This window comes from Methylobacterium sp. UNCCL125, from assembly GCF_900116795.1.
Classification (GTDB): Bacteria; Pseudomonadota; Alphaproteobacteria; order Rhizobiales; family Beijerinckiaceae; genus Methylobacterium; species Methylobacterium fujisawaense.
In genome coordinates this window covers 84,528-107,394 of the sequence record NZ_FPBW01000002.1, presented here as the reverse complement: position 1 = coordinate 107,394, position 22,867 = coordinate 84,528, and the positions used below count along the sequence as shown (strand labels likewise).

Here is a 22,867-nt window from a genome sequence, read left to right as displayed (position 1 = left end):
CCCGGTCGAGACCGCCGGGCTCGGCTGCCGCCCAGGCCTCCGTCGCGGCCAGGGCCCGGACCTCGGCCATCGCGGAGAGGGCGGTCCGGGCCCGGCGCACCTGCGCCACCGCGATGCCGTATCCCGCCACCGCGTAGCCCCCTGCGACGAGGGGCAGGGACATCGGCCCGGTGCCGCAGCAGGCGTGGCGGCGCGCCTCCGGGATCCGGCGCGTGGCGCCGCAGCGCGGCGCCACGCTGGCGAAGCGGGAGGTCGGATCGAATCGCGACGGCATGCGGATCTCCGGGCGTGCGGCGCTGTGGCCTGCGCGGATCGGGCTTGGCAGAGAGAGCGGAATGCTCAGATACGGGCAAGGGCCGCGCCGACGGGAGACCGTGGCGGCGGCCATCTCCCGGACGGGGGGCGCGGAGCCCGGCCGACCCAGGAACGAGTGGAGCGCGTGCGGGGCAACATGTCCGAAGGAGCCAAGGTCGAAGCGGGCCAGGTCGGAGGCGCCGCGACGCCGTTCGAGGTCGCCGTGGTCGGGGCCGGGGCCGCGGGTCTCGCCGCGGCGCTGGCGGTCGCCCGGGAGGGGATCCCCACGGCGCTGGTCGGCCGCCACGCCCCCGTGGCGGACGGGCGGACCGTCGCGCTCCTCGATGGGTCCGTGCGCTTCCTGGAGGCGCTCGGCGCCTGGGAGGCGGTGGCGCCGCACGCGAGTCCCCTCTGCGAACTCCAGATCGTCGACGACACCGGCAGCCTGTTCCGGCCGCCGCCGGCACGCTTCCGCGCCGCCGAGATCGGCCTCGACGCCTTCGGCTGGAACGTCGAGAGCGCCCGGCTGGTCGAGAGCCTGCGCGCCCGCGCCCGGGCGCAGGACAACCTCACCCTGGTCGAGGCGGACGCCACCGGCGCCGTGCCCGGCGAAGCGACGGCACGCATCGCCCTGGCCGATGGCGCCGCGGTCGAGGCCCGGCTGGTGGTGGCCGCCGACGGCGCGCGCTCGCCGCTGCGGACCGCCAGCGGCGTCCGCGTGCGCGACTGGACCTACCCACAGAGCGCGATCACCACGATCCTGGCCCATGCGCGCCCGCACCGGGACGTCTCCACCGAGTTCCACACCCGGTCCGGTCCCTTCACCCTGGTGCCGCTGCCGGGCGGTCACCGGTCCAGTCTGGTCTGGGTAACCGGGGAGGGCGCGGCCCGGCGTCTCGCAGCCCTCGACGACGCCGCTCTGGGCCAAGCCGTGGAGCGGCAGGCCCGGGCGATGCTCGGCGCCATGCGGGTCGACGGCCCCCGCGGCCTCGTGCCCATGCGCGGCCTCGCGGTGACCCGGCCGGTGGCGAATCGGCTGGTTCTGATCGGGGAGGCGGCCCACGTCTTCCCACCCATCGGCGCCCAGGGGCTCAATCTCGGCCTGCGCGACGCAGCGACCCTGCGCGATACCCTGCTGGTCGCCGCCCGGGACCGCCGCGATCCCGGCAGCCGCCCGGTGCTCGACACCTATGCGCGGGCGCGCCGGGTCGACACGGCGGCGCGCACCGCCGCGGTGGATCTCCTCAACCGCAGCCTGCTCACCGGCCTGCTGCCGGTGGACGCGCTCCGCGGGCTCGGCCTGCTGGCGATGACGCAGCTCGGACCGCTGCGCCGGCTCGTGATGCGGGAGGGCGTGCTGCCCCGGCTCGGCGCCCCGGAGCTGATGCGGGCGGCCCGCTGAACCGCGGGCGCCGCGACAGCCGGCGTCGTCGCGCGCGCCGCAATCCCGGGGCATTTCGGCGCCCGACGGCGCACGCGGCCCTGAGATCGCTGCGCCTGCACGCGCACGGACGAGACGGTTCAGGGACGCCCGTCAAGGCGGTACGGGGACCTTCAGGCTTCAGAGATCCGGCTGGGCGGCCACGTAGGCGCCGAGGCGGGTCGCGAGGTCCACCGGGCCGCCCGCCCGGGCCCCGCCCGGATCATTGATGAGGATCACCGGGATGCCGCGGTCGCGGAGATGGCCGCGGAGGCGGGCGGCGCGGCGGGCATAGGCGGGATCGCGGCGGGTGGGCGCCTGGAGCAGCACCGCGGCCGGCCGGGCGATCACGGCCAGCACGTCGTCCGCCGCCTCCATCGAGGCGGTCACGCTCGCATAGCCGAGGCTGGCCAGCTCGCCCGAGAGGGACCGGTCCACGGCGCGTACGCCGTCGTCGACCACGAGCACTTGTTGCAGCGCACCCATAAGCTTGAGCGGTACTCCATCCCGGACGACTTGGAAAGATAGCCGTCACGACAATCCGATGCAGAACCCGCCAACAGGCGGTTCGGATCCCGTGGGTCCGTGTGCAGATGCGAGATTATCTGCGCCGCCTGAGCGCCGGATGAACCGGCGCGGCGCCGCCGTTCAGGTCGCCGCGACCGCCGCGACCGCCACGGCCGTCCCGCCCGACAGGAGCAGGCGGTAGCCCGAATCCCGCCACGCGCGCGGATCCGTCTCCGGGTTTCCGCTTCGGGGAAGCGCCTGTGCGGCGCAGGCCGGCCCACGACAGCCGAGGTCGCCCGCGGGCCCGTGGCCGACGTCCAGGAGGGTGCGCGGCAGGAGCGCGTCCTCCGGATGGGCCAGGGTCGCGGCGAGGTCCTCCAGGCCGGGGCGCGTGAGCACCAGCGCCTCGCCCAGGACCAGCGAATCGAGGCGCTGCGGGCCCGCGAGCCCGGCGCTCCGCCGGGTCAGCCGCGCGGGCGCGCGATGGACCACGTCGAGGACGCGGACGGTCCAGGGCAGCGGCAGAGCGGCAATGGCCGATTCGACCAGGGCCGGGACCACGAGCCGGGTGGGCACCGGCCGCAGGAGGGCGGCGCGGAACCCGGCCTCGTCGAAGGGCAGCACGGTCTCCAGGCCGGCGCCCGCCGCTAGGGCGGCGCCGAGGCCGGTCACGAGGCCGCGCAGGTCGTGGCCGGGCAGGAGCGTCAGGATCCGCTCGTCCGCGGACAGGGGCAGCGCGTCGAGATGGGCGGCGATCGCCGCCGCGAGCGCCGCGGCGCTGCGGTAGACGGGCCGGCCGGGATCGCCGCCCGCGAAGGTGACGAGGCCGCGGCTCGGCGCCGGTTCGACCACGCCCCGCTCCAGGGCCATCGCGTCGAGGCTGATCACGCCGTCCGGCACGCTCGGACCGAAGGCCGCGAGGTAGCGCAGGCCGAAATGGCGCATGGCCGCGCGGGTGAGGTCCTCCGCGGGCCGACGCGCGCCGCGGCGGCCCTCCGTCAGAACGGCCACGAGGCCGGCGGACTCGATCCCGGCGGAGAGCTCGGCGCAATCCCAGACGGCCGGCATCGCGCAGGGGAGGTGGCCCGCCGCCTCGACGGCGAGATGGGCGAGGGTCGATTCGGCGCCCCCCGAGAACCACAGGCCGATCCGGCTGCCGGCGGGAAGCCGCCACGCGCCGATCCCGCGGGCGAGCCGCCCGACGATCTCGGCGGCGGCCGCGTAGGTCCAGGTGATGGCCGGGCGCCCGCACCAAGCGACGCGGTCACCCGAATCACGCAGGACCGTGCGCTGGGGGCCCGTCAGAGCCGCCGCGAAGAGGCGGGCCGCGAGACCCTCGGACAGGCCGCCGAAGAAGCTTTCGGACAGGCCTTCGGGCGCGTCCTCGGATCGCGCGGACGCGTCCAGTGCGGCGTCGGCCGCCCACTCCGCCACCGCCAACGCGCTCACACCCGCCGCCCCCGCCGATCCTGCAGAACTCCTATCATCTCGGCCCGGCAGGGTTAACCGACCGCTAAGGGGGCCGCCGCCGGAGGGCGGCCGCCGGCGGCCGACGGCGTGCCCCGATCACGCGCTCGTGCCTCGCGCCCGCGCAACGTCGTGCTTGCGGCCGGGCGTATGGGGGCCTATCGGGGGCCGGGCGCGGCCAGGACGGTTCCGACAGCCTCCCCGGCCGCGGTGTCATGCCTTCGCCTCATTCAAGGGGAAAGGCAGGCCGCCCGGTCGCCGGGGTGAGGGATGCGCGCAGACGGGCGCCCGTCCCGCCCGATGGCCGGACCGATTCATCCGGAGTTCCGGGCGGCACGCCAACGCGGCGGGCATCCGGACGGTCCGGCGGACCTGCCGCCAGGCCGGCTCCGCATCCTGCCAGCCACACCACGTCTCTTCCAAGGGGTCAGAGCCGATGTCCTTCACCCGCACCGCGACGCTCGCGCGCGCCGCTCTTTTCGGCCTCGCGGGCCTCGGTCTCGCGGCCGCGCCGGCCCTGGCGCAGCCGAAGAAGCCCGCCGCTCCCGCGCCGGCCGCGCCGGCGCCGACCGCCCCGGGCACCCCGGCGGCCAACACCCCGGCCGCCCAGACCGGCCCGCAGATCGTCGCCGTGAAGTCCGAGCCGAGCCAGGCCGACTGGACCAAGGTCTGCGGCAAGGATCAGGGCTCGGGCACCGACATCTGCTACACGACCCGCGACTTCGTGTCCGACCAGGGCCAGCCCGTGCTGGCAGTGGCGGTCTACGAGATGAAGAACGCCGCCCAGAAGCAGGAGGTGCGCGTGGTGCGCTACCTGCTGCCGCTCGGCCTGCTGCTGCAGCCGGGCATCCGCTTCAGCGTCGACGGCCAGGCGGCGACCGCCGGTCGCTTCGCGGTCTGCTTCCCGAACGGCTGCTTCGCCGAGGCCGGCGGCGTCGATGCCGGCGTGATCGCCGCGATGAAGAAGGGCACGACCCTCAACGTCTCGGTCCAGAACCAGACCCAGCGCGAGGTCACCTTCGCGGTGCCGCTGACCGGCTTCGGCAAGGCCTTCGACGGCCCGGCCATCGACCCGAAGGTCCTCGAGGAGCAGCAGAAGAAGCTCCAGGCCGAGCTGGAGAAGCGCTCCGAGGACATGCGCAAGAAGCTGGAGCAGCAGCAGGGCTCCGCTCCGGCCGCCGGTGCCGCGGCGCCGGCCCCCGCCGCCAAGTAAGGGCTTCTCGTCCGCGGTCCTCCGGGACCGCGAGCGCCATCGATCCGCCGCGCGGCGGGTCCGTATCGGGGGCCGGACCGCGAGGTCCGGCCCTTCGCGTTTGAGGCGCCCGGCGCCGGGATCTACCGGGTCCCCGCCGGGCCCGAACCCGGCTGGACGATCAGCACGCGCAGATCCTGGTCGGGAACGTAGTCCCGGGCCTCCCAGCGGAACGTGGTCGGCCCGGTCTTCCGGATGCCCGTGCGGCAGAAGCTCACCACCGCCTCCGGGCTGCCCTTGTCGACCGTGAGGGTGAAGCGCCCGATCGGCGCGGCCCAGTTGCGCGCCGTGGTGACAATGTAGGGCACCACAGTGGCGCGCAGGTAGCCGCTGGGATCCGCCGCCTTCGCCTGCAGGCGCCGGATCGCCGTGAGCCCGGCCTCGTCCAGGCAGTAGGTCGCCCGGTAGCCCTCGCGGGAGGCGTCCTTGAGGTCGAGGAAATGGAAGCCGTTCACCGGCGCGTAGCTGTGCGCGATGCGGATATCCTGCCCGGGCGGGAAGGTCTGGAGCCAGTGGAACTTCGCCTCGCTGCGCCACAGGCCCTCGGTCATGCGATCGGTCATCCCCTCGGATTCGGGGAACAGGCCGGCCTTGACCAGTTCGGCCCACGCGGCGGTGCCGATCCGCTTCTCGGCCGCCTTGATCGCGTCGAAGCGCAGCGGGTTCAGGGGCAGGTCGTGGCGGCGGAGGAGGTCCGTCACCTCGCGCTCGCCCACGAAGGCCCGCTCCTCCAGCTCCGGTGCGAGCGGCTTTCCGTCCACCGTCACGGTGAAGCCGACGAAGTTCGGGCTTTCGGGCTGCGGCAGCGCGAGGGCCGAGAAGCTGAGTTCGCGCCCGTCGATGGGCGGCAGCGGGAAGGCGATCCGCACCGTGCGGGGCTCCTGCCCCTGATTGCGGAACAGGTAGGAGACGCCGATCCGGTCGCTGGCGATCGACAGGTCCTCGCTCGCCAGCGCGATTCCGGGCTCGCGCCTCAGGACCAGCCCGCCGGCATCGAGTTCGGCGGCGCTATCGTTGGCGCGGGCCTGGATCGAGAGAAGGCCGGCGGCCAGAAGCGCGGCGGCGACAGGTCGGATCATGGTGTCGGGCCCGTGCGACGGCACGGGCCGTCACGGAAGGCTATCGCGGCGGCGTTGCCAGGATCTTGACGAGTCCCGGCCCGCTCAGTTCGTGGGGCGGTCCCGCATCCGGTATGCGCCGGCGGCGTCGCGCTCGAACATCTCGGCGATGCCGGCATGGCGCAGGGCTTCGCCCGACGTGTCGGGCAGGAGGTTCTGTTCCGACACGTAGGCCACGTACTCGGTCTCGGCGTTCTCGGCGAGCAGGTGGTAGAACGGCTGGTCCTTGCGCGGCCGGACCTCCTCGGGGATCGCCAGCCACCATTCCTCGGTGTTGTCGAACACCGGGTCGACGTCGAACACGACGCCGCGGAACGGGTAGATCCGGTGGCGCACCACGGCGCCGATCGCGAATTTCGCGGTTCTCAGTGTTACGTCCGTCATGGTTCAGTCCGTCCAGAACGGACAGATAGGTCCGTTGACGGGGCCTGTCACCGGGTCGGTGCCGCCGACCGGTAACGGCGCGCACCGGCCTGCGCGTCATCGGGTGACGGACGCCGGTTCGGGAGGCCGGATGCCGCGTTCGGCCGCGATCGCCCGGGCGGTGGCCTCGCGCCGAGCGGTGAGGTCGGCGGCGGCGGCCCGCGCCCGCGCCACGATGGCCGGCGGGGCCGTCCGGGGCGTGCCGCTGTCGAAGGGCGGCTCGGGGGCGTATTGCATGCCGAGCTGGATCGCCTGCGCGGCCTCGTCGCCGCGCAGCGCGGCGGCGAGCCGCAGCGCCCCGTCGATGCCCGCGGTGACCCCGGCCGCGAACACCCAGGTGCGGCCGTCCGCGTCGCGGTCGATCACGACGCGCTCATCCACCGGCTCGGCCCCGAAGAACGGGAGCAGGTGGACGGCGTTCCAGTAGGTCGTGGCCCGCCGCCCCACCAGCAGACCGGCCGCACCGAGGAGGAGCGCGCCGGTGCAGACCGAGAGGACGTGGCCGGCCCCGGCCGCCTGGTCGCGGATCCAGCCGAGCACGGCCGCGTCCCGCATCAGGGCCTCCTGGCCCTGGCCGCCCGGAACGTGCAGCACGTCGAGCCGCGGGGCCTCCGCCAGGGTGGCATCCGGCAGGATCCGGAGGCCGCGGACGTCGCGGACGGGGTCCAGGCTCGGCGCGTAGACCCGGTAGGTGCTGTTGGGCACCCGGGACAGGACCTCGAACGGGCCGGTGAGGTCGATCTGGTCCAGCCCCTCGAACAGGAGCGAGCCGATCTGCAGATGGGTGTCGGGCGGGATCATGCCGGGCCTCCGTGGTGGACAGGGACACCCTACCGCGTCAGGATCTGGCCGAAATGCCAAAGAGCCCTCGTTTCTCGCCAGATCAACCGCGACCGGTCGAGGTGCTGGCCTTCCCGTCGGTGCAGCTCCTCGACGTGGCCGGGCCGCTCCAGGTCTTCGCCACCGCCAACGAGCACGGCGGCGCCGGGACCCCATACGCGCCGCGGGTGATCGCGGCCGGCGACCCGGGGCTCACCGCCTCGGCGGGCCTGCGGCTGGTGGCCGACCCGCTGCCGGATCTCGCGGCGCCGGTGGACACGCTGGTGATCGCGGGCGGCCCCGGCGTCGTCGCGGCCTGCGACGACGCCGCCCTGGTGGCCTGGGTGCGGGCCCGGGCGGGCCGGGCCCGCCGGGTCGCCTCGGTCTGCACCGGCGCGTTCCTGCTCGGAGCGGCGGGGCTCCTCGACGGGCGGCGGGCCGTGACCCATTGGAAGCATTGCGGCGCGCTCGCCGCGCGCTACCGGCGCGCCCGGATCGAGCCCGACCCGATCTTCGTGCGCGACGGCCCGGTCTGGTCCTCGGCGGGGGTCACGGCGGGCATCGACCTGGCCCTGGCGCTGGTCGAGGAGGATCTCGGCCGCGCGACCGCCCTGGCGGTGGCGCGCCACCTCGTGATGTTCCTCAAGCGCCCCGGCGGGCAGGCGCAGTTCAGCGCGGCGCTGGCCCTGCAGGCGGGCGAGGAGCGGTTCGGGCGGCTCCACGCCTTCATGGCGGACAACCTGTCCGGCGACCTGTCGCTGCCGGCGCTGGCCGCGGCGGCCGGGATGAGCGCGCGCAGCCTGAGCCGGCACTATCTGGAGGCGACCGGCCTCACCCCCGCCAAGGCCGTGGAGCGCCTGCGGGTGGAGGCGGCCCGGCGGGCGCTCGCCGAGACGGCGCAGCCGGTGAAGCGAATCGCCCGGACCTGCGGCTTCGGCTCCGAGGAGACGCTGCGGCGCAGCTTCCTGCGGCACGTCGCGGCGACGCCGCAGGCGTATCGGGCGCGGTTCGGCGGATGAGGGGGGACTAGACCGTGTCGCGGCGCTCGAGGGCCGCCAGGATCGTCTCGCGCACGCCGTCGCGATGGTCGTGGATGTCCGCGTTCGGGATGCGGAGCAGGGCGAAGCCGAAAGATTCGAGGATTTCGGTCCGCATGGCGTCTCGGACGAGCTCGGCATCGGTGGAATGCGTTGCCCCGTCCACCTCGACGATGAGTTTAGCCTCTATGCAGGCAAAATCGACGATGTATGGGTCGATCGGGTGCTGGCGGCGGAATTTCCAGCCGTTCATGGCGCGGTTTCGCAGAACGCGCCAGAGCTTAGCCTCGGCGGATGTCTGAGTGCGGCGCAGGCTTCGGGCTCGCGGGGTCGACTTGATCACTGGACTGGCCCGAAAGGGTGATTGCGAGTCCAGGCGAGGTTACTGGCACATCGCTTGTGCGGGGCCACCTCCAGCTTGAGTTCCTTGCCACCGGCTCAGAACAGAGCGCGGGTCCCCTCTCCCGTTCGGGAGAGGGACAGGGTGAGGGGTGCGACCTATCCGGAAAAACCTGATCCCTCACCCCAACCCTCTCCCGCACGGGAGAGGGGGCACGTCGTGGCTTGCGGACACCGATCTGTAATCAACAGGGGGGCGCACTCGGCAGCCGCTCACCCCAGCTTGTAGACCGCCGCCAGCTCCGGATCCTTCGCGGCCACCAGCTTGGCGAGATCCACGATGACCTTGGCCTGCTTCCAGGTGGCGTCGTCCTGCATCTTGCCGTCGAGCATCACGGCGCCGGTGCCGTCCGGCATGGCCTCGACGATCCGGGCCGCGAAGGCCACCTCGGCCGGGTCCGGCGCGAAGACCCGCTTGGCGATCGCCACCTGGCTCGGATGCAGCGTCCAGGCGCCCGCGCAGCCCATCAGGAAGGCGTTGCGGAACTGCGCCTCGCAGGCCGCGCCGTCGGAGAAGTCGCCGAACGGGCCGTAGAACGCCTTGATGCCGTTGGCCATGCAGGCATCGACCATCTTGGCGATGGTGTAGTGCCAGAGGTCCTGCTGGGCGCTGGCCCGGGGCGCGTCGCCCGCCGGGTCCGCGATCACCCGGTAATCCGGGTGGCCGCCGCCGACCCGGGTGGTCTTCATGCCGCGGGACGCCGCGAGATCCGCCGGCCCGAGGCTCATCCCGTGCATCCGCGGCGAGGCGGACGCGATAGCGTCGACGTTGGCGACGCCCTCGGCGGTCTCCAGGATCGCGTGGACCAGGATCGGCTTCGTCACGCCGTGGCGCGCCTCGAGCTGGGCGAGGAGCTGGTCGATGTAGTGGATGTCCCACGGCCCCTCGACCTTGGGCACCATCACGACGTCGAGCTTGTCGCCGACCTCGGCCACGATCGTGAACAGGTCGTCGAGAATCCAGGGCGAGTTGAGGGCGTTGATCCGGGTCCAGAGGCCGGTGCCGGTGGCGGCGAAGTCGGTGGCCTGGGCCATCGCCACGAAGCCCTTGCGGGCCGCCTCCTTCTGGTCGGCCGGGACCGCGTCCTCCAGGTTGCCCAGCACCACGTCGACCGTGCCGGCGAGATCCGGCACCCGGGCGCGGACCTTGTCGTTGTGGGGCGGCACGAAGTGGATCATCCGCTCCAGCCGCACGGGCAGCTCGCGGAACGGGGCCGGCGCGCCGGTGGCGAGGGGCTGGAAGAAGCGGCGGGGCAGTTTCATCGGGTGCCTCTTGTCAGGGCTGGCGTCTGAGCCCCGTTAAGGCAGCTGGGGCGGGCGCGTAAAGCCGCGCCGCGCCGAAGTGGTCTCGAACTTTCGGCTCAGACGGTCGTCAACCCTGTCGCGCTTCAGCCCCGGCTGCCGCGGCGCCCGGCCAAGCCGATCCGGTTGAGGATGCCGCCGGCCTCGCTGCCGGCCACCACCACGAGGCGCCGGACCTCGCCCCGCAGGAAGGCCTGCAGGAAGCGGTTGTAGTCGCGGAAGGAGACGCAGCCGTTCGAGGCGCCGGGCTGCCGCAGCATGTAGGTGTGGGCGAGCAGGCCGTCGCGGCCGTGGATCGCGGCGCTGCCGCCCACCGGGTTGAGGCGGATCGCCCGGACCCCGTGGAACAGGCGCTCGCGCTCGGTCAGCGTGTAGGTGCCGGGCGGCGTCGAGCCGCGCATGCGCAGGTGGACGTAGCGCGGGTTGTCCATGGCCTCGCCGAGGCCGGAATGGGCCTCCAGCACCTCGCCGGAGGGCAGCGTCACCGTGCGCGCGGTGATGTCGTAGACGGCCGTGCCGGCCACCGAATCGGGCTCCGGGCTGATCCGGGTGCGCGGCGCCTCCTGCGGCAGGGCGTCCGGGCTGGCATAGGCGAGCGCCTGACGGGGCTCCTGGCGGCTGTCTTGTGACGGCGCCGCGTTACCGACCCCGAACAGCTTCTCGAAGAAGGACGGCTCCTCGGCCATCGCGGCGCGGAACACGTCGCGGGTCCGGGGCAGGGCGCGGGTCGCCACCCGCGTGGCCGGGACCGCGGGCGCACGCCGCAGCTCGGGCGGACGCGACACCGGCAGCGGCACGAGGACGGAGGCGGGCGCGAGGGCGGCGGGCGTGGGCTCGGCCGCGGCGATCCGGACCGGGGCGGCCGGCGCCTCCGCGGTCGTCTCGCCCATCTTGGCCTGGGCCATCCGGCTCTGGGCCATCCGGATCTGGGCCTGCTCGGCCGTCTGCGCGGCCTTGGACTGCTCGGCCCGGGCAACCTGCCGGGCGATCTCGCGGACCGCCGGGGACGGCTCGGCACGGGCGATCTGGAAGGTGGCGGTCGGCGGGGCCTCGCCGAAGGCCGTCGCGGAACCGGAGCCCAGCGCCGGGCTCGGATCGAGCATCCAGGCGATGCTCGGCTTCGGCGCGGCGTTTCGAGCGGCGTGCCGGATCGGGGCGGCGACCGGCGGGAGCCCGGACATCGCCCCGGTCGCGGCGACGGTCTGCTGGTCGATCCGGGCCGGCCCCTGCGGCTGGCTAAACACGGCCCAGCCGGCCAGGGTTATGCCCGTCAGGGAGATGAGCGCCGTCAGCCGGGCGCGGCGGCGCGCGCGCCGCATGGCGCTCGGGTAGGGCGCCCGGGTGCGGATGACGGGATCGTAGACGGTCTCGACGTAGGTGATGCGCGGCGGCGCCCGGCGCAGGGGCGCCGCGCTCGGATACGCGATCTGGAACGCGGCTTGGGACAACGCAGCCTGGGCCATTCGGGGAACTCGCGTACGCGCTTCCCCGTGGGCAGCCGCCGCCGTTCGCCCGCGAAAGCTTGTTTCCGCGCACGTGGCCTGGGTCGCCCGTCTGGGGAGGACATCAACCGTCCACCCCATTAAGCCGTGCTGTGGTTAATCCCCGCTAAAGAGACAGTTTCCGCGCGCGTTCCCGTGTTGGGACACAGCCTCAGATCGCCTGTCCGGGCGTGTCCATGGGCCCGTGGCGGCGCGCGACCAGCAGGCAGAGCAGGGCCACCGGCACGCCGATCAGGGACGTGCCGACGAAGAACCACGTGAACCCGGTCCGCTCGATCACGAAGCCCGAGAACCCGGCGAGCAGGCTGCCCGGCAGGGCGCAGAGCGAGGTGAGCAGGGCGTACTGGCTCGCCGCGTGCGCGGTCGCCGAGAGCCGCGACATGTAGGTGATCAGCACGATCGACGCGAAGGCGTAGGCGAAGCCGTCGATCCCCACGGTCAGCGCGAAGGTCCAGAACGCCGCCCCGCCATGGCCGCCGTGCCAGGCGAGATAGGCCAGCGCGAGGTGCGAGGCCGAGGCCGTCACGGTGCCGATCAGCAGGCTCGCCATCATGCCGATCCGCGGGATGATGGCGCTCGCCAGGAAGGTGCCGCCGAGCGCGATCCAGAAGCCGAACAGCTTCGTCACGGTGGCGATGTCGGTGTTGGAGTAGCCGAGCGTCTTGAACAGGGGGATCGCCATGGCGTTCGAGACGTAGCCGGGCATCCGGAAGCCCGCGACCAGCGCCAGCACCGGCACGGCCAGCGGCCCGAGCCGGGCGAGGAGGTCGCGGATCGGCGCCCACACGGTCTCGACGAATCCGCCGGTGGCGGGCGTCTCGGGGGCGGGGGGCTCGGGGGCGAGCAGGGCCGCGATCGTGCCGGGGGCCATCAGGGCCGCCATGCACAGGTAGGCGGCGCGCCAGCCATAGGCGTCGGACAGGTAGAGGGCGCCGGCGCCCGCCGCGAGGTTGCCGATCCGGTAGCCGATCTCCGACCACGACGACATCAGCGCCTGCCGCTCCGGGGGCGCGGCGGTGATGCGCCAGCCGTCGATCACCACGTCCTGGGTGGCGCCGGCCACGCCGAGCGCCAGGGAGAACGCCACCGTCCAGGCGAGCCAGTGGGCCGGATCGCCGAAGGCGACGCCGGCCAGCGCCAGGGCCACCAGGATCTGCGTGGCGACGATCCAGCCCCGGCGCCGCCCGAGCCAGCGGCCGATGAGCGGCGCGTCGTGGCGGTCGAGGAAGGGGGCCCAGAGGAACTTGAGCTTGTAGGCGATGGTCAGCTCGCTCATCAGCCCGATCGTGGCGAGCGGCACCTGCGCCTGGACGAGCCACGCCGACTGGGTCGCGTAGACGAGCAGGAACGGGATGCCCTGCGCGAAGCCGAGCCCGAGCACCGCGGCGACGCGCCGGTCGGTGAACAGGGGCGTGAGGAAGGCGTTTTTCTCGGATCTTGCCGGATCGGACGGGGCGCTGGCTGCGGCCGGGTTTGCCATCCACGCGTCTCCTGGGATTCGCGACGGAGAGAGCAGAGATGGGCGGGCGGTGCAACACACACGGCTTTCCAACCTGCCCCCTCATCCTGAGGTGCCGAGGCCCGCTGACGCGGGCACCTCAGGATGAGGGAGTCTATCGGGCGGATCGTTACGCCGCCTTCTTCCCCCGCTCGGCGATCTTCACGAGGCTGCGCAGCACCTCGGTGGCGGTCTTGAGCCGGGCCGGGACCGTATTCAGCTCGCGCACGAACACGACGCTCATGTCGGGCCGCACCTTCGCGAAGGAGGCCTGCTCGGCCACGTAGGCGACGAGCCCCTGCGGGTTGGCGTAGGAGCGGTCGCGGAAATGGACCACCACGCCCTTCGGCCCGGCCTCGACCTTCTCGACATTCGCCTTGAGGCAGAGGATCTTGATCGTGCCGATCTTGAGGAGTTGCTCCACCTCCGGCGGCAGCGGCCCGAACCGGTCGATGAGTTCGGCGCCGAAGCTATCCATCTCGGCATCGTCCTGGAGGGTGGCGAGGCGCCGGTAGAGCGCGAGCCGCGCGCCGAGATCCTCCACATAGGTCTCCGGGATGGTCACCGGGGCGCCCAGCGCGATGGTCGGCGACCACGCCTCCTCGGGCACGTCCTCGATGCCGGCCTTGAGCGCCGTCACCGCGTCCTCCAGCATCTGCTGGTAGAGTTCGTAGCCGACCTCCTTGATGTGGCCGGACTGCGCGTCGCCGAGCAGGTTGCCGGCGCCGCGGATGTCGAGATCGTGGCTCGCGAGCTGGAAGCCCGCGCCCAGGGTGTCGAGGCTCTGGAGCACCTTGAGGCGCTGCTCGGCCTGGGCGGTGAGCTGGCGGTTCGCCGGGGTCGTGAACAGCGCGTAGGCCCGGGCCTTCGAGCGCCCGACCCGGCCGCGCAGCTGGTAGAGCTGGGCCAGCCCGAACATGTCGGCCCGGTGGACGATCAGCGTGTTGGCGGTGGGGATGTCGAGGCCCGATTCTACGATCGTGGTCGAGAGCAGCACGTCGAACTTGCCCTCGTAGAAGGCCGTCATCACGTCCTCGAGCTGGCCGGCCGCCATCTGGCCGTGGGCCACCGCGACCTTGATCTCGGGCATCTCGGCGTCGAGGAATTTCTTGACCTCCGCCAGATCCTCGATCCTGGGAACCACGTAGAAGGACTGGCCGCCGCGGTAGCGTTCGCGCAGCAGGGCCTCCCGGATGGTCAGCGGGTCGAAGGGTGTCACGAAGGTGCGCACCACCAGCCGGTCCACCGGCGGCGTCGCGATGATCGAGAGCTCGCGCACCCCCGTCATGGCGAGCTGGAGCGTGCGCGGGATCGGCGTCGCCGACAGCGTCAGCACGTGGACGTCGGCCTGGAGCGCCTTCAGCCGCTCCTTGTGGGCGACGCCGAAATGCTGCTCCTCGTCCACGATGATCAGGCCGAGATCCTTGAAGGCGATGTTCTTGGCCAAGAGGGCGTGGGTGCCGACCACGATGTCGACCGTGCCGGCGATGAGCCCCGCCCGCGTCTGCTTCGTCTCCCCGGCGGAGGCGAAGCGGGAGAGCTGCGCCACCTGGACCGGCAATCCTTTGAAGCGCTCCGCGAAGGTCCGGTAGTGCTGGCGGGCCAGCAGCGTCGTGGGGACGATCACCGCCACCTGCTTGCCGGAGATCGCCGCCGCGAAGGCGGCGCGCAAAGCCACCTCGGTCTTGCCGAAGCCGACATCGCCGCAGACCAGCCGGTCCATCGGCCGGCCGGCATTGAGGTCGTCCAGCACCGCGTCGATCGCGTTGGCCTGATCCTCGGTCTCCTCGAACGGGAAGCGGGCGGCGAATTCCCCGTAGAGCCCCTCCGGCGCCTTGAGGGCCGGCGCCTTCCGGACGAAGCGCTGGGCCGCGACCTTGATCAGCTCGCCCGCCATCTCGAGGATGCGGCGCTTCATCTTGGCCTTGCGGGCCTGCCACGCGCCGCCGCCGAGCCGGTCGAGGGCGACCTCGGCATCCTCCGAGCCGTAGCGGGTCAGGAGCTCGATATTCTCCACCGGCAGGAGCAGCAGGCCGCCGGTGTATTGCAGCTCCAGGCAATCGTGCGGGGCGCCGGCGGCGTGGATCGTCTTGAGGCCGACGAACCGGCCGATGCCGTGGTCGGCATGGACCACGATGTCGCCGGGCTGGAGCGCCTGCACCTCCAGGATCACGTCCTGGGGCCGCTTGGCCTTGCGCTTCTGGCGGACCAGCCGGTCACCCAGGATGTCGCCCTCGGAGACGACGGCTAGCTCGCCCGCGATGAAGCCCGCCTCCAGGCCCCAGACGGCGACCGCCGCGTCGGTGCCGCGCTTGAGCGCGTAGACGTCGGTGAGCCGGGTGATCGCCACCGGCTTCTTGAGGCCGTGGTCGGTGAGCACGCCGCAGAGCCGGTCGCGGGATCCGTCGGACCAGGCGCCCAGGATCACGTGATGACCGGATCCCTGGAGGTCGCGGATATGCGCCACCGCGGCGTCGAACACGCTGGCATTCTCGTCGGCCCGCTCGGGGGCGAAGCTCCGCCCGGCCTTGGCGCCGCAATCGATCACGGCGCGCTCCGCGGATTCGGGCTGCGCGAAGGGCGTCAGCCGCGCCACCGTGGCGGTGGCGATCCGCTCCTTCAGCTCGTTCGGCGTCAGGTAGAGGGCCCGGGGCGGCAGCGGCTTGTAGGGAGCGACGCCGGCCTGCGGCGTCTTCATCGCGCCCTCGCGGGCCTGGTAATAATCCTGGACGAGGCTGATCCGCTCGGCGGCGGCGTCCTCGACCTGCGGGTCGAAGACCAGCGGCACGCCGCCGAGATAGTCGAACAGCGTGTCGAGGTGGTCGTAGAACAGCGGCATCCAGTGCTCGAGGCCGGCGTAGCGGCGCCCCTCGCTCACGGTCTCGTAGAGCCGGTCGTCCCGGGTCGCCGCGCCGAAGCTCTGGATGTAGCCCTGGCGGAAGCGCCGGATCGTCTCGGTGGTGAGCTGGACCTCGCTCATCGGCATCAGGTCCAGCGAGCGGAGCTGCCCGGTGGTGCGCTGCGTCTCCGGATCGAAGGCGCGGATCGATTCCAGCGTGTCGCCGAAGAAGTCGAGGCGGATCGGCGCGGCTAAGCCCGGCGGCGACAGGTCGAGGATGCCGCCGCGCACCGCATACTCGCCGGTGTCGCGCACGGTGCCGGTGCGCAGGAAGCCGTTGGCCTCGACCCAGGCGACCACGTCGTCCATGGACACGACGTTGCCGATCGCCGCCGAGAACGCCTCCTTGGCGATGTGGGTGCGGGGCGGAACCCGCTGCACCAGGGCGTTGACCGTGGTGCAGAGGATCCGCGGGCGGTCCTCGGCGGAGCGGGTGCGGGCGAGGCGGGCGAGCGCCGTCATCCGGGCGGCGGCCGTGGCCGTGGTCGGCGAGACCCGGTCGTAGGGCTGGCAGTCCCAGGCCGGCAGGCTCATCACGTCCATCTCGGGCGCGACGAAGCCGAGCGCCGCCTGGAACGAGGCCGAGCGTCCGGAATCCCGCGCCACGTGGACCAGCACGGCCGGCGCGTCGACGGTGGGCGCCAGGGCGCGGGCGAGGTCGGCGAGCGCCAGCGCGTCGAAGCCCTCCGGGGCGTTCGCCAGGACCGGGCTGTCGCCGCGCTTCAGGGCGTCGATCGCCCGGGCGAGCGCCGAGGATTTCGGCAGGGCGAAGCGCGCGACCTGCGGCTTGGCGGCGGGGGCGGGGGGCTTCGGCTGAGGCTTGGCCATCGGGTCTTTCGCGGGAAATCCCGCCGGGCGCGTCAGGGGTAGGGGTCGGGTGGCGTTAGCCGATCGGGCCGCCGCGATAAAGCATGGCGGCGGCGGCCGGGCGGCGGGACAGAGCCTATATGGACGCTCCGTCGCGGCAGGGAACGGCCCTGCGCCGATGGGCGGCCGATCGTCGGTGAGCCGGGCTCAGGATGGCGCGCGGGTCCCCTCTCCAGCATGGGAGAGGAGACCCGCGCCGCGTCGGGGCCGGGGATACCCCGGCGCACGCCCCTCAGGCGTCCGGCCCGACGATCTCCGCCAGCGCCGCCTCGACCCGGCCGCGGAAGAAATCCGCGTTGGGCATGTGCTCGGTCATCGCCCCGGCGCGCACCGTCGCCTGCCGCAGGATCTCGGCGCGGAGCGCCGGATCGGAGCGCTCCATCATCTCCAGCATGATCCGCACCACCAGCTCTGTGGCGATCGACCGGGCCGGGTGATCGTAGTTGGGCTTGGGTTCGTCCATCGCGGGCACTCTCGACCGGTCGCTCTCAGGAATGGATCGGCGCGTCGTGCCGGTGGAACGCCCGCACCCGCCGCCAGACCGACGTGTCGTAGTTCGACGGCGTCTCGACCTCGCCGGTGAGCCACTTGAACAGGTCGCGGTCCGGCACCTCGATCAGCGCCTCGAACTGGTCGAGCTCCGCCTCCGACAGGTCGCCGATCTCGGCATCGGCGAAGCGGCCCATGATCAGGTCCATCTCGCGGATGCCCCGGTGCCAGGCGCGGTAGAGGAGGCGGCGGCGGCGCGGATCGAGGTCGGCGCTCGTGCGGGTGGTGCCGGACATGGATCTCGGACCTCGGCTGAGGAAGGGCAGGAGCAGGGACGAGGGCTAGATAGGCGCCCGGGACCGGCGGATCCAGAACGGCGGCGCCCCTGGGCGGGTTACAACCGGCGCACGGGCGGCGTACGGGGGCCCAAAAACGAATTGCCTCCGGCGGGCGCTCCGTTATCTCGGGCTGCAACGCCCCGGACGGGGCGGCGAGCGGGAGCAGGACGATGCCGAAGGCGATCCGGGTCTACGAGTACGGCGGCCCCGAGGTGATGCGCTTCGAGGACGTGCCCCTGGCCGAGCCCGGCCCCGGGCAGATCCGCGTCAAGCAGGCCGCCATCGGCGTCAACTTCATCGACATCTACTTCCGCACCGGCGCCTACAAGTCCCCGCACATGCCCTACACCCCCGGCAAGGAGGGCGCCGGCACCGTCACGGCGGTGGGCGAGGGGGTCTCGCAGTTCAAGCCCGGCGACCGGGTCGCCTACGGCTCGGTGGCGGACGGCTGCTACGCCGAGGAGCCGGTGATCCCGGCCTCCGCGGCCGTGCCGATCCCCGAGGGGGTCGACGAGAAGACCGCCGCCGCCATGATGCTCAAGGGCCTGACCGTCGAGTACCTGCTGCACCGGACCTACGCGGTGAAGCCCGGCGACACGATCCTGTGGCAGGCGGCCGCCGGCGGCGTCGGCCTGATCGCCTGCCAGTGGGCCAAGCACCTCGGCGCCACCGTGATCGGCACCGCCGGCAGCCCCGAGAAGGCGGAACTCGCCAAGCAGAACGGCTGCGACCACGTCATCCTCTACCGCGAGGAGGATGTCGCCAAGCGCGTGCGCGAGATCACCGGCGGCAAGGGCGTGCCGGTGGTCTATGACGGCGTCGGGCAGGCGACCCTGATGGGCTCGCTGGACAGCCTCGCGCCGCTCGGCCTCCTGGCGAGCTTCGGCTCGGCCTCGGGGGCGATCACCGGGCTCGACCTCGGCCTGCTGGCCCCGCGCGGCTCGCTCTACGTGACCCGCCCGACGCTGGCGACCTTCACGTCGGACCGCGCCACCCTGGAGGAGGCGGCCGCCCGCCTGTTCAAGGTGGTGCGCGACGGCGCGGTGAAGATCGCGGTGAACGCCACCTACCCGCTGGCCGAGGCGCAGCAGGTCCACCGCGACCTCGCGGGCCGGGAGACCACCGGCTCGATCGTGATGCTGCCCTGAGGCCCGCGACCGTGACGCCCGGCAACGCCGACCTGCTCCTCGTCGTCGACGTGCAGGTCGATTTCCTGCCGGGCGGGGCGCTCCCCGTCCCGGGGGGCGACGCGGTGGTCGGACCGATCAACGCGCTCCAGCACCGCTTCCGGCATGTGGTGCTGATGCAGGACTGGCACCCGGCGGATCACGTCTCCTTCGCCGAGACCCATCCCGGTCGGGCGCCGTTCGAGACCATCGTGCTGCCCTACGGGCCGCAGGTGCTGTGGCCCCGGCACTGCGTCCAGGGCAGCCGCGGGGCCGCCTTCGCGCCGGGGCTCGCCACCGACCGGGCGAGCCTGGTGGTGCGCAAGGGGCTGGATCCCCGGGTCGACAGCTACTCGGCCTTCCTGGAAGCCGACCGGGCCACGCGCACGGGCCTCGCGGGGGCGCTCAGGGAGCGCGGCATCACCCGCGTCGCCGTGTGCGGCCTCGCCACCGATTTCTGCGTCGCCTGGAGCGCGCTCGACGCCCGCGACGCCGGCTTCGAGGTCCTCGTGGTGGAGGATGCGGTGCGCGGGATCGACGTGGACGGGTCGCTGGCGCAGGCCTGGGCGCGGATGGAGGCGGCGGGCGTCCGCCGGATCGCGGCGGCGCAGATCGGCTGAGCGCCCCCGGGGCGCGGGAGGCGAACCGCCGCATGCCGCGCGGGAGACCGCCCCCGCCCCGACGCGTTGGCCCGACATCGGCATCCGGCAGGATGCCAGTCAGGAGCCAGCATGTCAGGCAAGCACCCGAAGACCGACACGCCGACGGACGCCGACCTCAAGGGCAATCCCGGGATCGGCACGTCGAAGGGGATGAGCGGCGCCGACCCCGCGGATCTGCAGGCGGATTCGACCTTCGAGGGCGACGTCGACAACGAGACGAAGCGCGACGGCGGCGTCGACCCGGACCACCGGCCGCGCAAGAACGCCTGACCGAGCCGGCGTGACGGCACGCCCGGGCCGGCCCGGCCCGGGCGATCCCGGTCAGCGGGCGCGGGCCGGCGGCTTCGGCCGCTGGGGCGCCGGGCCGGTCGCGAACCCGGCGGATGGGCCGCTCGCCGGGACGTAGAGCTGGGCGGGGCTCGCGGTGTAGCCCAGGAGCTGCGCCGCGTTGGCGGCCCCGAAGGCGGCGGTGCCGTCGGCGCGGGCGGCGTGCACCGGGACGGTCAGCAGGAGCGCGGCGGACAGGGCCAGGACGGCGGGCTTCGACATGGGACGGACCGTTCGGTGCGCGCGGTCCCGGGGAATGCCGGTCCGCGCCGGATGGATCCCATGTCGGGGCGGCCGCGCGGGCCCGGCGTGCGCGACCGCACGACGATCCCGCGTCGCATCAGCGCGGGCCGCGCGACGGGGCCCCGCGACGGGGCGCCCCGTCAGAGCGCCAGCCCGAGCTGGAGCGGCGCCTCGGGCGCGTCCTGCGCGAAGCCCGACAGCGACACCCCGATCAGCCGCGCGCTGCGCCGCAGGGGGAACAGGCCGGCGAGCAGGTCGAGGCCGATCCGCTCCAGCGCCGCCCGGTCGGCGACGGGGACGGACAGCGACTTCGCCCGGGTGACCTGGGCGAAATCCGAGAACTTCAGTTTCAGGGTCACGGTCCGGGCGCGCATCCCCTTGGCCTCGGCCCCCGCCCAGACCTTGTCGAACAGCGGCGCCAGCCGGGCGGCCAGGACCTCGAAGGCCGCCGTATCCTCCGAGAAGGTGGTCTCCGCCCCGATCGACTTGCGCACCCGGTGGGCGCGGACCGGCCGCTCGTCGATCCCCCGGGCGACCGCGTGGTAGTAGGCGCCCGCGGAGCCGAAGGTCTCGCGCAGGCGCTCCGGCGTCCAGGCGCGGAGATCCGCCCCGGTCTCGATCCCGAGCCGCTTCATCTTCGCCTCGGTGACCGGACCGACGCCGTGGAACCGGCCGATCGGCAGTTCGGCCACGAAGTCCGGCCCCATGGCGGGGGTGATGACGAACAGGGCGTTCGGCTTCCTGTGGTCGGACGCCACCTTGGCGAGGAACTTGTTGTACGAGACCCCGGCCGAGGCCACGAGCCCGGTGCGCTCCAGGATCTCGGCCCGGATCGCCTTCGCCACGGCCGTCGCCGTCGGCAGGCCCAGGAGGTTCTCGGTGACATCGAGATAGGCCTCGTCGAGGGCCACCGGCTCGATGAGCGGCGTGTGCCGGGCGAAGACCGCGCGGATCTCCTCCGAGACCGCCCGGTAGACCTCGAAGCGCGGCTTCACGAACAGCAGGTCCGGGCAGAGCCGCCGGGCCGTGGCCGACGGCATGGCCGAGCGCACGCCGAACTTGCGCGCCTCGTAGCTCGCCGCCGCCACGACGCCCCGCTCCCGCGAGCCGCCCACCGCCAGGGGCTTGCCGCGCAGGGACGGGTCGTCGCGCTGCTCCACGGAGGCGTAGAACGCGTCCATGTCGATGTGGATGATCTTGCGGAGCGCGACCTCCGGATCCATCGCCGCCTCGGAGATCCGCGGTGAGTTCCTGCTCTGTTCCAAAGACCGCGGTGGGCCGGCGGGGTCAAGCCGCGTCGGAGAGGGCTTCAACAGGAGTCCGGCCCGCGCCCGTCATCGCGAGCGCAGCGAAGACGGGAATAGCCTTACGCCACGCTGCCGTAGAGGTCGTAGGCCTCGGCCCGGTCGATCTTCACGGTGACGATGTCGCCGACCCGCACCGGGCGCCGGAAGGCGGCGTGGACGGTGCCGTCGATCTCCGGCGCGTCGGCCTTGGACCGGCCCCGGGCGACCCCGCCCTCGACGGCATCGACGATGATCGGCAGCCGCTTGCCGACCTTGGCGCGCTGCAGCCGCAGCGCGATGCCGTTCTGCGTCTCCATGAACCGGCGCTTGCGCTCGGCCTTCACCGCCGGCGGCACGAGGTCGCCGAGCGCGTTGGCGGTGGCGCCCGCCACCGGCTCGTACTCGAAGCAGCCGACCCGATCGAGCTTGGCCTCCTGCAGCCAGGCCAGCAGCTCCTCGAACTCGGCCTCGGTCTCGCCGGGGAAGCCGACGATGAAGGTCGAGCGGATCGCGAGGTCCGGGCAGGTCTGCCGCCAGCTCCGGATCCGGTCGAGCTGGCGCTCCTGGTTGCCGGGCCGGCGCATGCGCTTGAGCACCGAGGGGCTCGCGTGCTGGAGCGGCATGTCGAGGTAGGGGAGCACCTTGCCCTCGGCCATCAGCGGGATGACCTCGTCCACGTGCGGGTAGGGGTAGACGTAGTGGAGCCGCACCCAGGCCCCGAGCTCGCCGAGCTCCTTGGTCAGGTCGTAGAACTTGGCCCGGACCTGCCGGTCGCGCCACGGGCTCTCGGCGTAGCGGATGTCGACGCCGTAGGCGCTGGTGTCCTGCGAGACGACGAGCAGCTCCTTCACGCCGGCCTTCACCAGCTTCTCGGCCTCGCGCAGCACGTCGGCGGCGGGGCGGCTGACGAGGTTCCCGCGCAGGGACGGGATGATGCAGAAGCTGCAGCGGTTGCTGCACCCCTCCGAGATCTTCAGGTAGGCGTAGTGGCGCGGGGTGAGCTTGATCCCCTGCGGCGGCACGAGGTCGAGGAACGGGTCGTGGGCCGGCGGCACCGCCTCGTGGACGGCGGCCACCACCGACTCGTAGGCCTGGGGCCCGGTCACCGCCAGGAGATCCGGATACTTCTCGCGGATCTCCTCCGGCTGCGCGCCCATGCAGCCGGTGACGATCACCCGGCCGTTCTCCGCCATGGCCTCGCCGATGGCCGAGAGCGACTCCGCCTTGGCCGAATCGAGGAAGCCGCAGGTGTTGACGATCACCACGTCGGCGCCGTCGTGCCGGCGGGCCAGCTCGTAGCCCTCGGCGCGCAGGTGGGTGAGGATCCGCTCGGAATCGACCAGCGCCTTCGGGCAGCCCAGCGACACGAACGAGATCTTGGGGGCCGTGATTTTGGATTCGGCTCCGGAAGCGGGGCCGCGGGGAGCAGGCGTGGCGGTCATGGCATTCGGGTCGGACAGGCCCGGCGCGGGCAACCGAGGATCGGTCGCCCGAAGCGCGAGGACGGGAATTCGGGATCGCGGTTCCTATACAAGCTCCCGCGCCGCCGCGC

General features: G+C 73.0%; 21 protein-coding genes. 6 read left to right on the top strand and 15 right to left on the bottom strand.

Annotated features, from left to right (window positions below; all coding sequences use genetic code 11):
- The first annotated feature begins 451 nt into the window (after positions 1-451).
- Positions 452-1,696, top strand: a complete 1,245-nt coding sequence (locus BM396_RS00430) for a UbiH/UbiF family hydroxylase (RefSeq protein ID WP_043379820.1) — start codon at positions 452-454, stop codon at positions 1,694-1,696.
- A gap of 159 nt (positions 1,697-1,855) precedes the next feature.
- On the opposite strand, the gene BM396_RS00425 is transcribed toward BM396_RS00430, so the two are convergent.
- Together BM396_RS00425 and BM396_RS00420 are read right to left on the bottom strand one after the other, a co-directional pair.
- The gene (locus BM396_RS00425; protein WP_043357312.1) at positions 1,856-2,200 is read right to left on the bottom strand and encodes a hypothetical protein; all 345 of its coding nucleotides are present in this window, start codon (positions 2,198-2,200) and stop codon (positions 1,856-1,858) included.
- 162 nt (positions 2,201-2,362) lie between these two features.
- On the bottom strand, positions 2,363-3,670 hold the full coding sequence (locus tag BM396_RS00420; protein ID WP_244538779.1) for a class I adenylate-forming enzyme family protein: 1,308 nt from the start codon (positions 3,668-3,670) through the stop codon (positions 2,363-2,365).
- Between the two features lie 454 nt (positions 3,671-4,124).
- On the opposite strand from BM396_RS00420, the gene BM396_RS00415 reads away from it, so the two are divergent.
- Positions 4,125-4,901: an invasion associated locus B family protein gene (locus BM396_RS00415; protein WP_043379642.1), complete on the top strand. Its 777-nt coding sequence runs from the start codon at positions 4,125-4,127 to the stop codon at positions 4,899-4,901.
- Between the two features lie 122 nt (positions 4,902-5,023).
- On the opposite strand, the gene BM396_RS00410 is transcribed toward BM396_RS00415, so the two are convergent.
- The 3 genes from BM396_RS00410 to BM396_RS00400 all read right to left on the bottom strand — a co-directional run bounded on the left by BM396_RS00410 (position 5,024) and on the right by BM396_RS00400 (position 7,282).
- Positions 5,024-6,019, bottom strand: a complete 996-nt coding sequence (locus BM396_RS00410) for a DUF4424 domain-containing protein (RefSeq protein ID WP_043379645.1) — start codon at positions 6,017-6,019, stop codon at positions 5,024-5,026.
- A gap of 84 nt (positions 6,020-6,103) precedes the next feature.
- Positions 6,104-6,442 carry a heat shock protein HspQ gene (gene hspQ / locus BM396_RS00405; protein WP_043357318.1) on the bottom strand — a complete coding sequence of 113 codons (339 nt, stop codon included), beginning with the start codon at positions 6,440-6,442 and terminating at the stop codon, positions 6,104-6,106.
- A 96-nt stretch (positions 6,443-6,538) separates the two neighbouring features.
- Complete coding sequence (locus BM396_RS00400; RefSeq protein ID WP_043357320.1) at positions 6,539-7,282, bottom strand: DJ-1/PfpI family protein; 744 nt, start codon at positions 7,280-7,282, stop codon at positions 6,539-6,541.
- Positions 7,283-7,335: 53 nt separating this feature from the next.
- Between BM396_RS00400 and BM396_RS00395 the strand changes: the two genes are divergently transcribed.
- The gene (locus tag BM396_RS00395; protein WP_043379649.1) at positions 7,336-8,319 is read left to right on the top strand and encodes a GlxA family transcriptional regulator; all 984 of its coding nucleotides are present in this window, start codon (positions 7,336-7,338) and stop codon (positions 8,317-8,319) included.
- A gap of 7 nt (positions 8,320-8,326) precedes the next feature.
- Here the strand turns inward: BM396_RS00395 and BM396_RS00390 are convergent, their stop codons facing one another.
- The 7 genes from BM396_RS00390 to BM396_RS00355 all read right to left on the bottom strand — a co-directional run bounded on the left by BM396_RS00390 (position 8,327) and on the right by BM396_RS00355 (position 17,589).
- On the bottom strand, positions 8,327-8,680 hold the full coding sequence (locus BM396_RS00390; RefSeq protein WP_043379652.1) for an endonuclease domain-containing protein: 354 nt from the start codon (positions 8,678-8,680) through the stop codon (positions 8,327-8,329).
- A 269-nt stretch (positions 8,681-8,949) separates the two neighbouring features.
- Positions 8,950-9,999: an HpcH/HpaI aldolase/citrate lyase family protein gene (locus BM396_RS00380; RefSeq protein WP_043379655.1), complete on the bottom strand. Its 1,050-nt coding sequence runs from the start codon at positions 9,997-9,999 to the stop codon at positions 8,950-8,952.
- 125 nt (positions 10,000-10,124) lie between these two features.
- Positions 10,125-11,501 (bottom strand): tlde1 domain-containing protein, encoded by a 1,377-nt coding sequence (locus BM396_RS00375; protein WP_051975946.1) that lies wholly within the window; start codon positions 11,499-11,501, stop codon positions 10,125-10,127.
- 190 nt (positions 11,502-11,691) lie between these two features.
- Positions 11,692-13,020, bottom strand: a complete 1,329-nt coding sequence (locus BM396_RS00370) for an AmpG family muropeptide MFS transporter (protein ID WP_043379658.1) — start codon at positions 13,018-13,020, stop codon at positions 11,692-11,694.
- 148 nt (positions 13,021-13,168) lie between these two features.
- On the bottom strand, positions 13,169-16,765 hold the full coding sequence (gene mfd, locus BM396_RS00365) for a transcription-repair coupling factor (RefSeq protein ID WP_043379661.1): 3,597 nt from the start codon (positions 16,763-16,765) through the stop codon (positions 13,169-13,171).
- 271 nt (positions 16,766-17,036) lie between these two features.
- Positions 17,037-17,267, bottom strand: coding sequence for a hypothetical protein (locus BM396_RS00360; RefSeq protein ID WP_043351867.1), 231 nt, complete (start codon positions 17,265-17,267; stop codon positions 17,037-17,039).
- A 25-nt stretch (positions 17,268-17,292) separates the two neighbouring features.
- Complete coding sequence (locus BM396_RS00355) at positions 17,293-17,589, bottom strand: FAD assembly factor SdhE (protein WP_043351869.1); 297 nt, start codon at positions 17,587-17,589, stop codon at positions 17,293-17,295.
- A 212-nt stretch (positions 17,590-17,801) separates the two neighbouring features.
- On the opposite strand from BM396_RS00355, the gene BM396_RS00350 reads away from it, so the two are divergent.
- The 3 genes from BM396_RS00350 (at position 17,802) to BM396_RS00340 (ending at position 19,729) form a co-directional block, all read left to right on the top strand.
- On the top strand, positions 17,802-18,779 hold the full coding sequence (locus BM396_RS00350) for a quinone oxidoreductase family protein (RefSeq protein ID WP_043379664.1): 978 nt from the start codon (positions 17,802-17,804) through the stop codon (positions 18,777-18,779).
- A gap of 11 nt (positions 18,780-18,790) precedes the next feature.
- Complete coding sequence (gene pncA / locus BM396_RS00345; protein WP_043379667.1) at positions 18,791-19,417, top strand: bifunctional nicotinamidase/pyrazinamidase; 627 nt, start codon at positions 18,791-18,793, stop codon at positions 19,415-19,417.
- A 111-nt stretch (positions 19,418-19,528) separates the two neighbouring features.
- Positions 19,529-19,729, top strand: a complete 201-nt coding sequence (locus BM396_RS00340) for a hypothetical protein (protein ID WP_043350668.1) — start codon at positions 19,529-19,531, stop codon at positions 19,727-19,729.
- Between the two features lie 51 nt (positions 19,730-19,780).
- Here BM396_RS00340 and BM396_RS00335 read toward each other — a convergent pair whose 3' ends face one another.
- The 3 genes from BM396_RS00335 to rimO all read right to left on the bottom strand — a co-directional run bounded on the left by BM396_RS00335 (position 19,781) and on the right by rimO (position 22,757).
- Complete coding sequence (locus BM396_RS00335; RefSeq protein WP_043379670.1) at positions 19,781-20,008, bottom strand: hypothetical protein; 228 nt, start codon at positions 20,006-20,008, stop codon at positions 19,781-19,783.
- Positions 20,009-20,169: 161 nt separating this feature from the next.
- The gene (dinB, locus tag BM396_RS00330; RefSeq protein ID WP_043379674.1) at positions 20,170-21,252 is read right to left on the bottom strand and encodes a DNA polymerase IV; all 1,083 of its coding nucleotides are present in this window, start codon (positions 21,250-21,252) and stop codon (positions 20,170-20,172) included.
- 143 nt (positions 21,253-21,395) lie between these two features.
- A complete protein-coding gene (rimO, locus tag BM396_RS00325) occupies positions 21,396-22,757 on the bottom strand; it encodes a 30S ribosomal protein S12 methylthiotransferase RimO (protein ID WP_043379826.1) in 1,362 nt (453 codons plus the stop codon).
- Between the last annotated feature and the right edge of the window lie 110 nt (positions 22,758-22,867).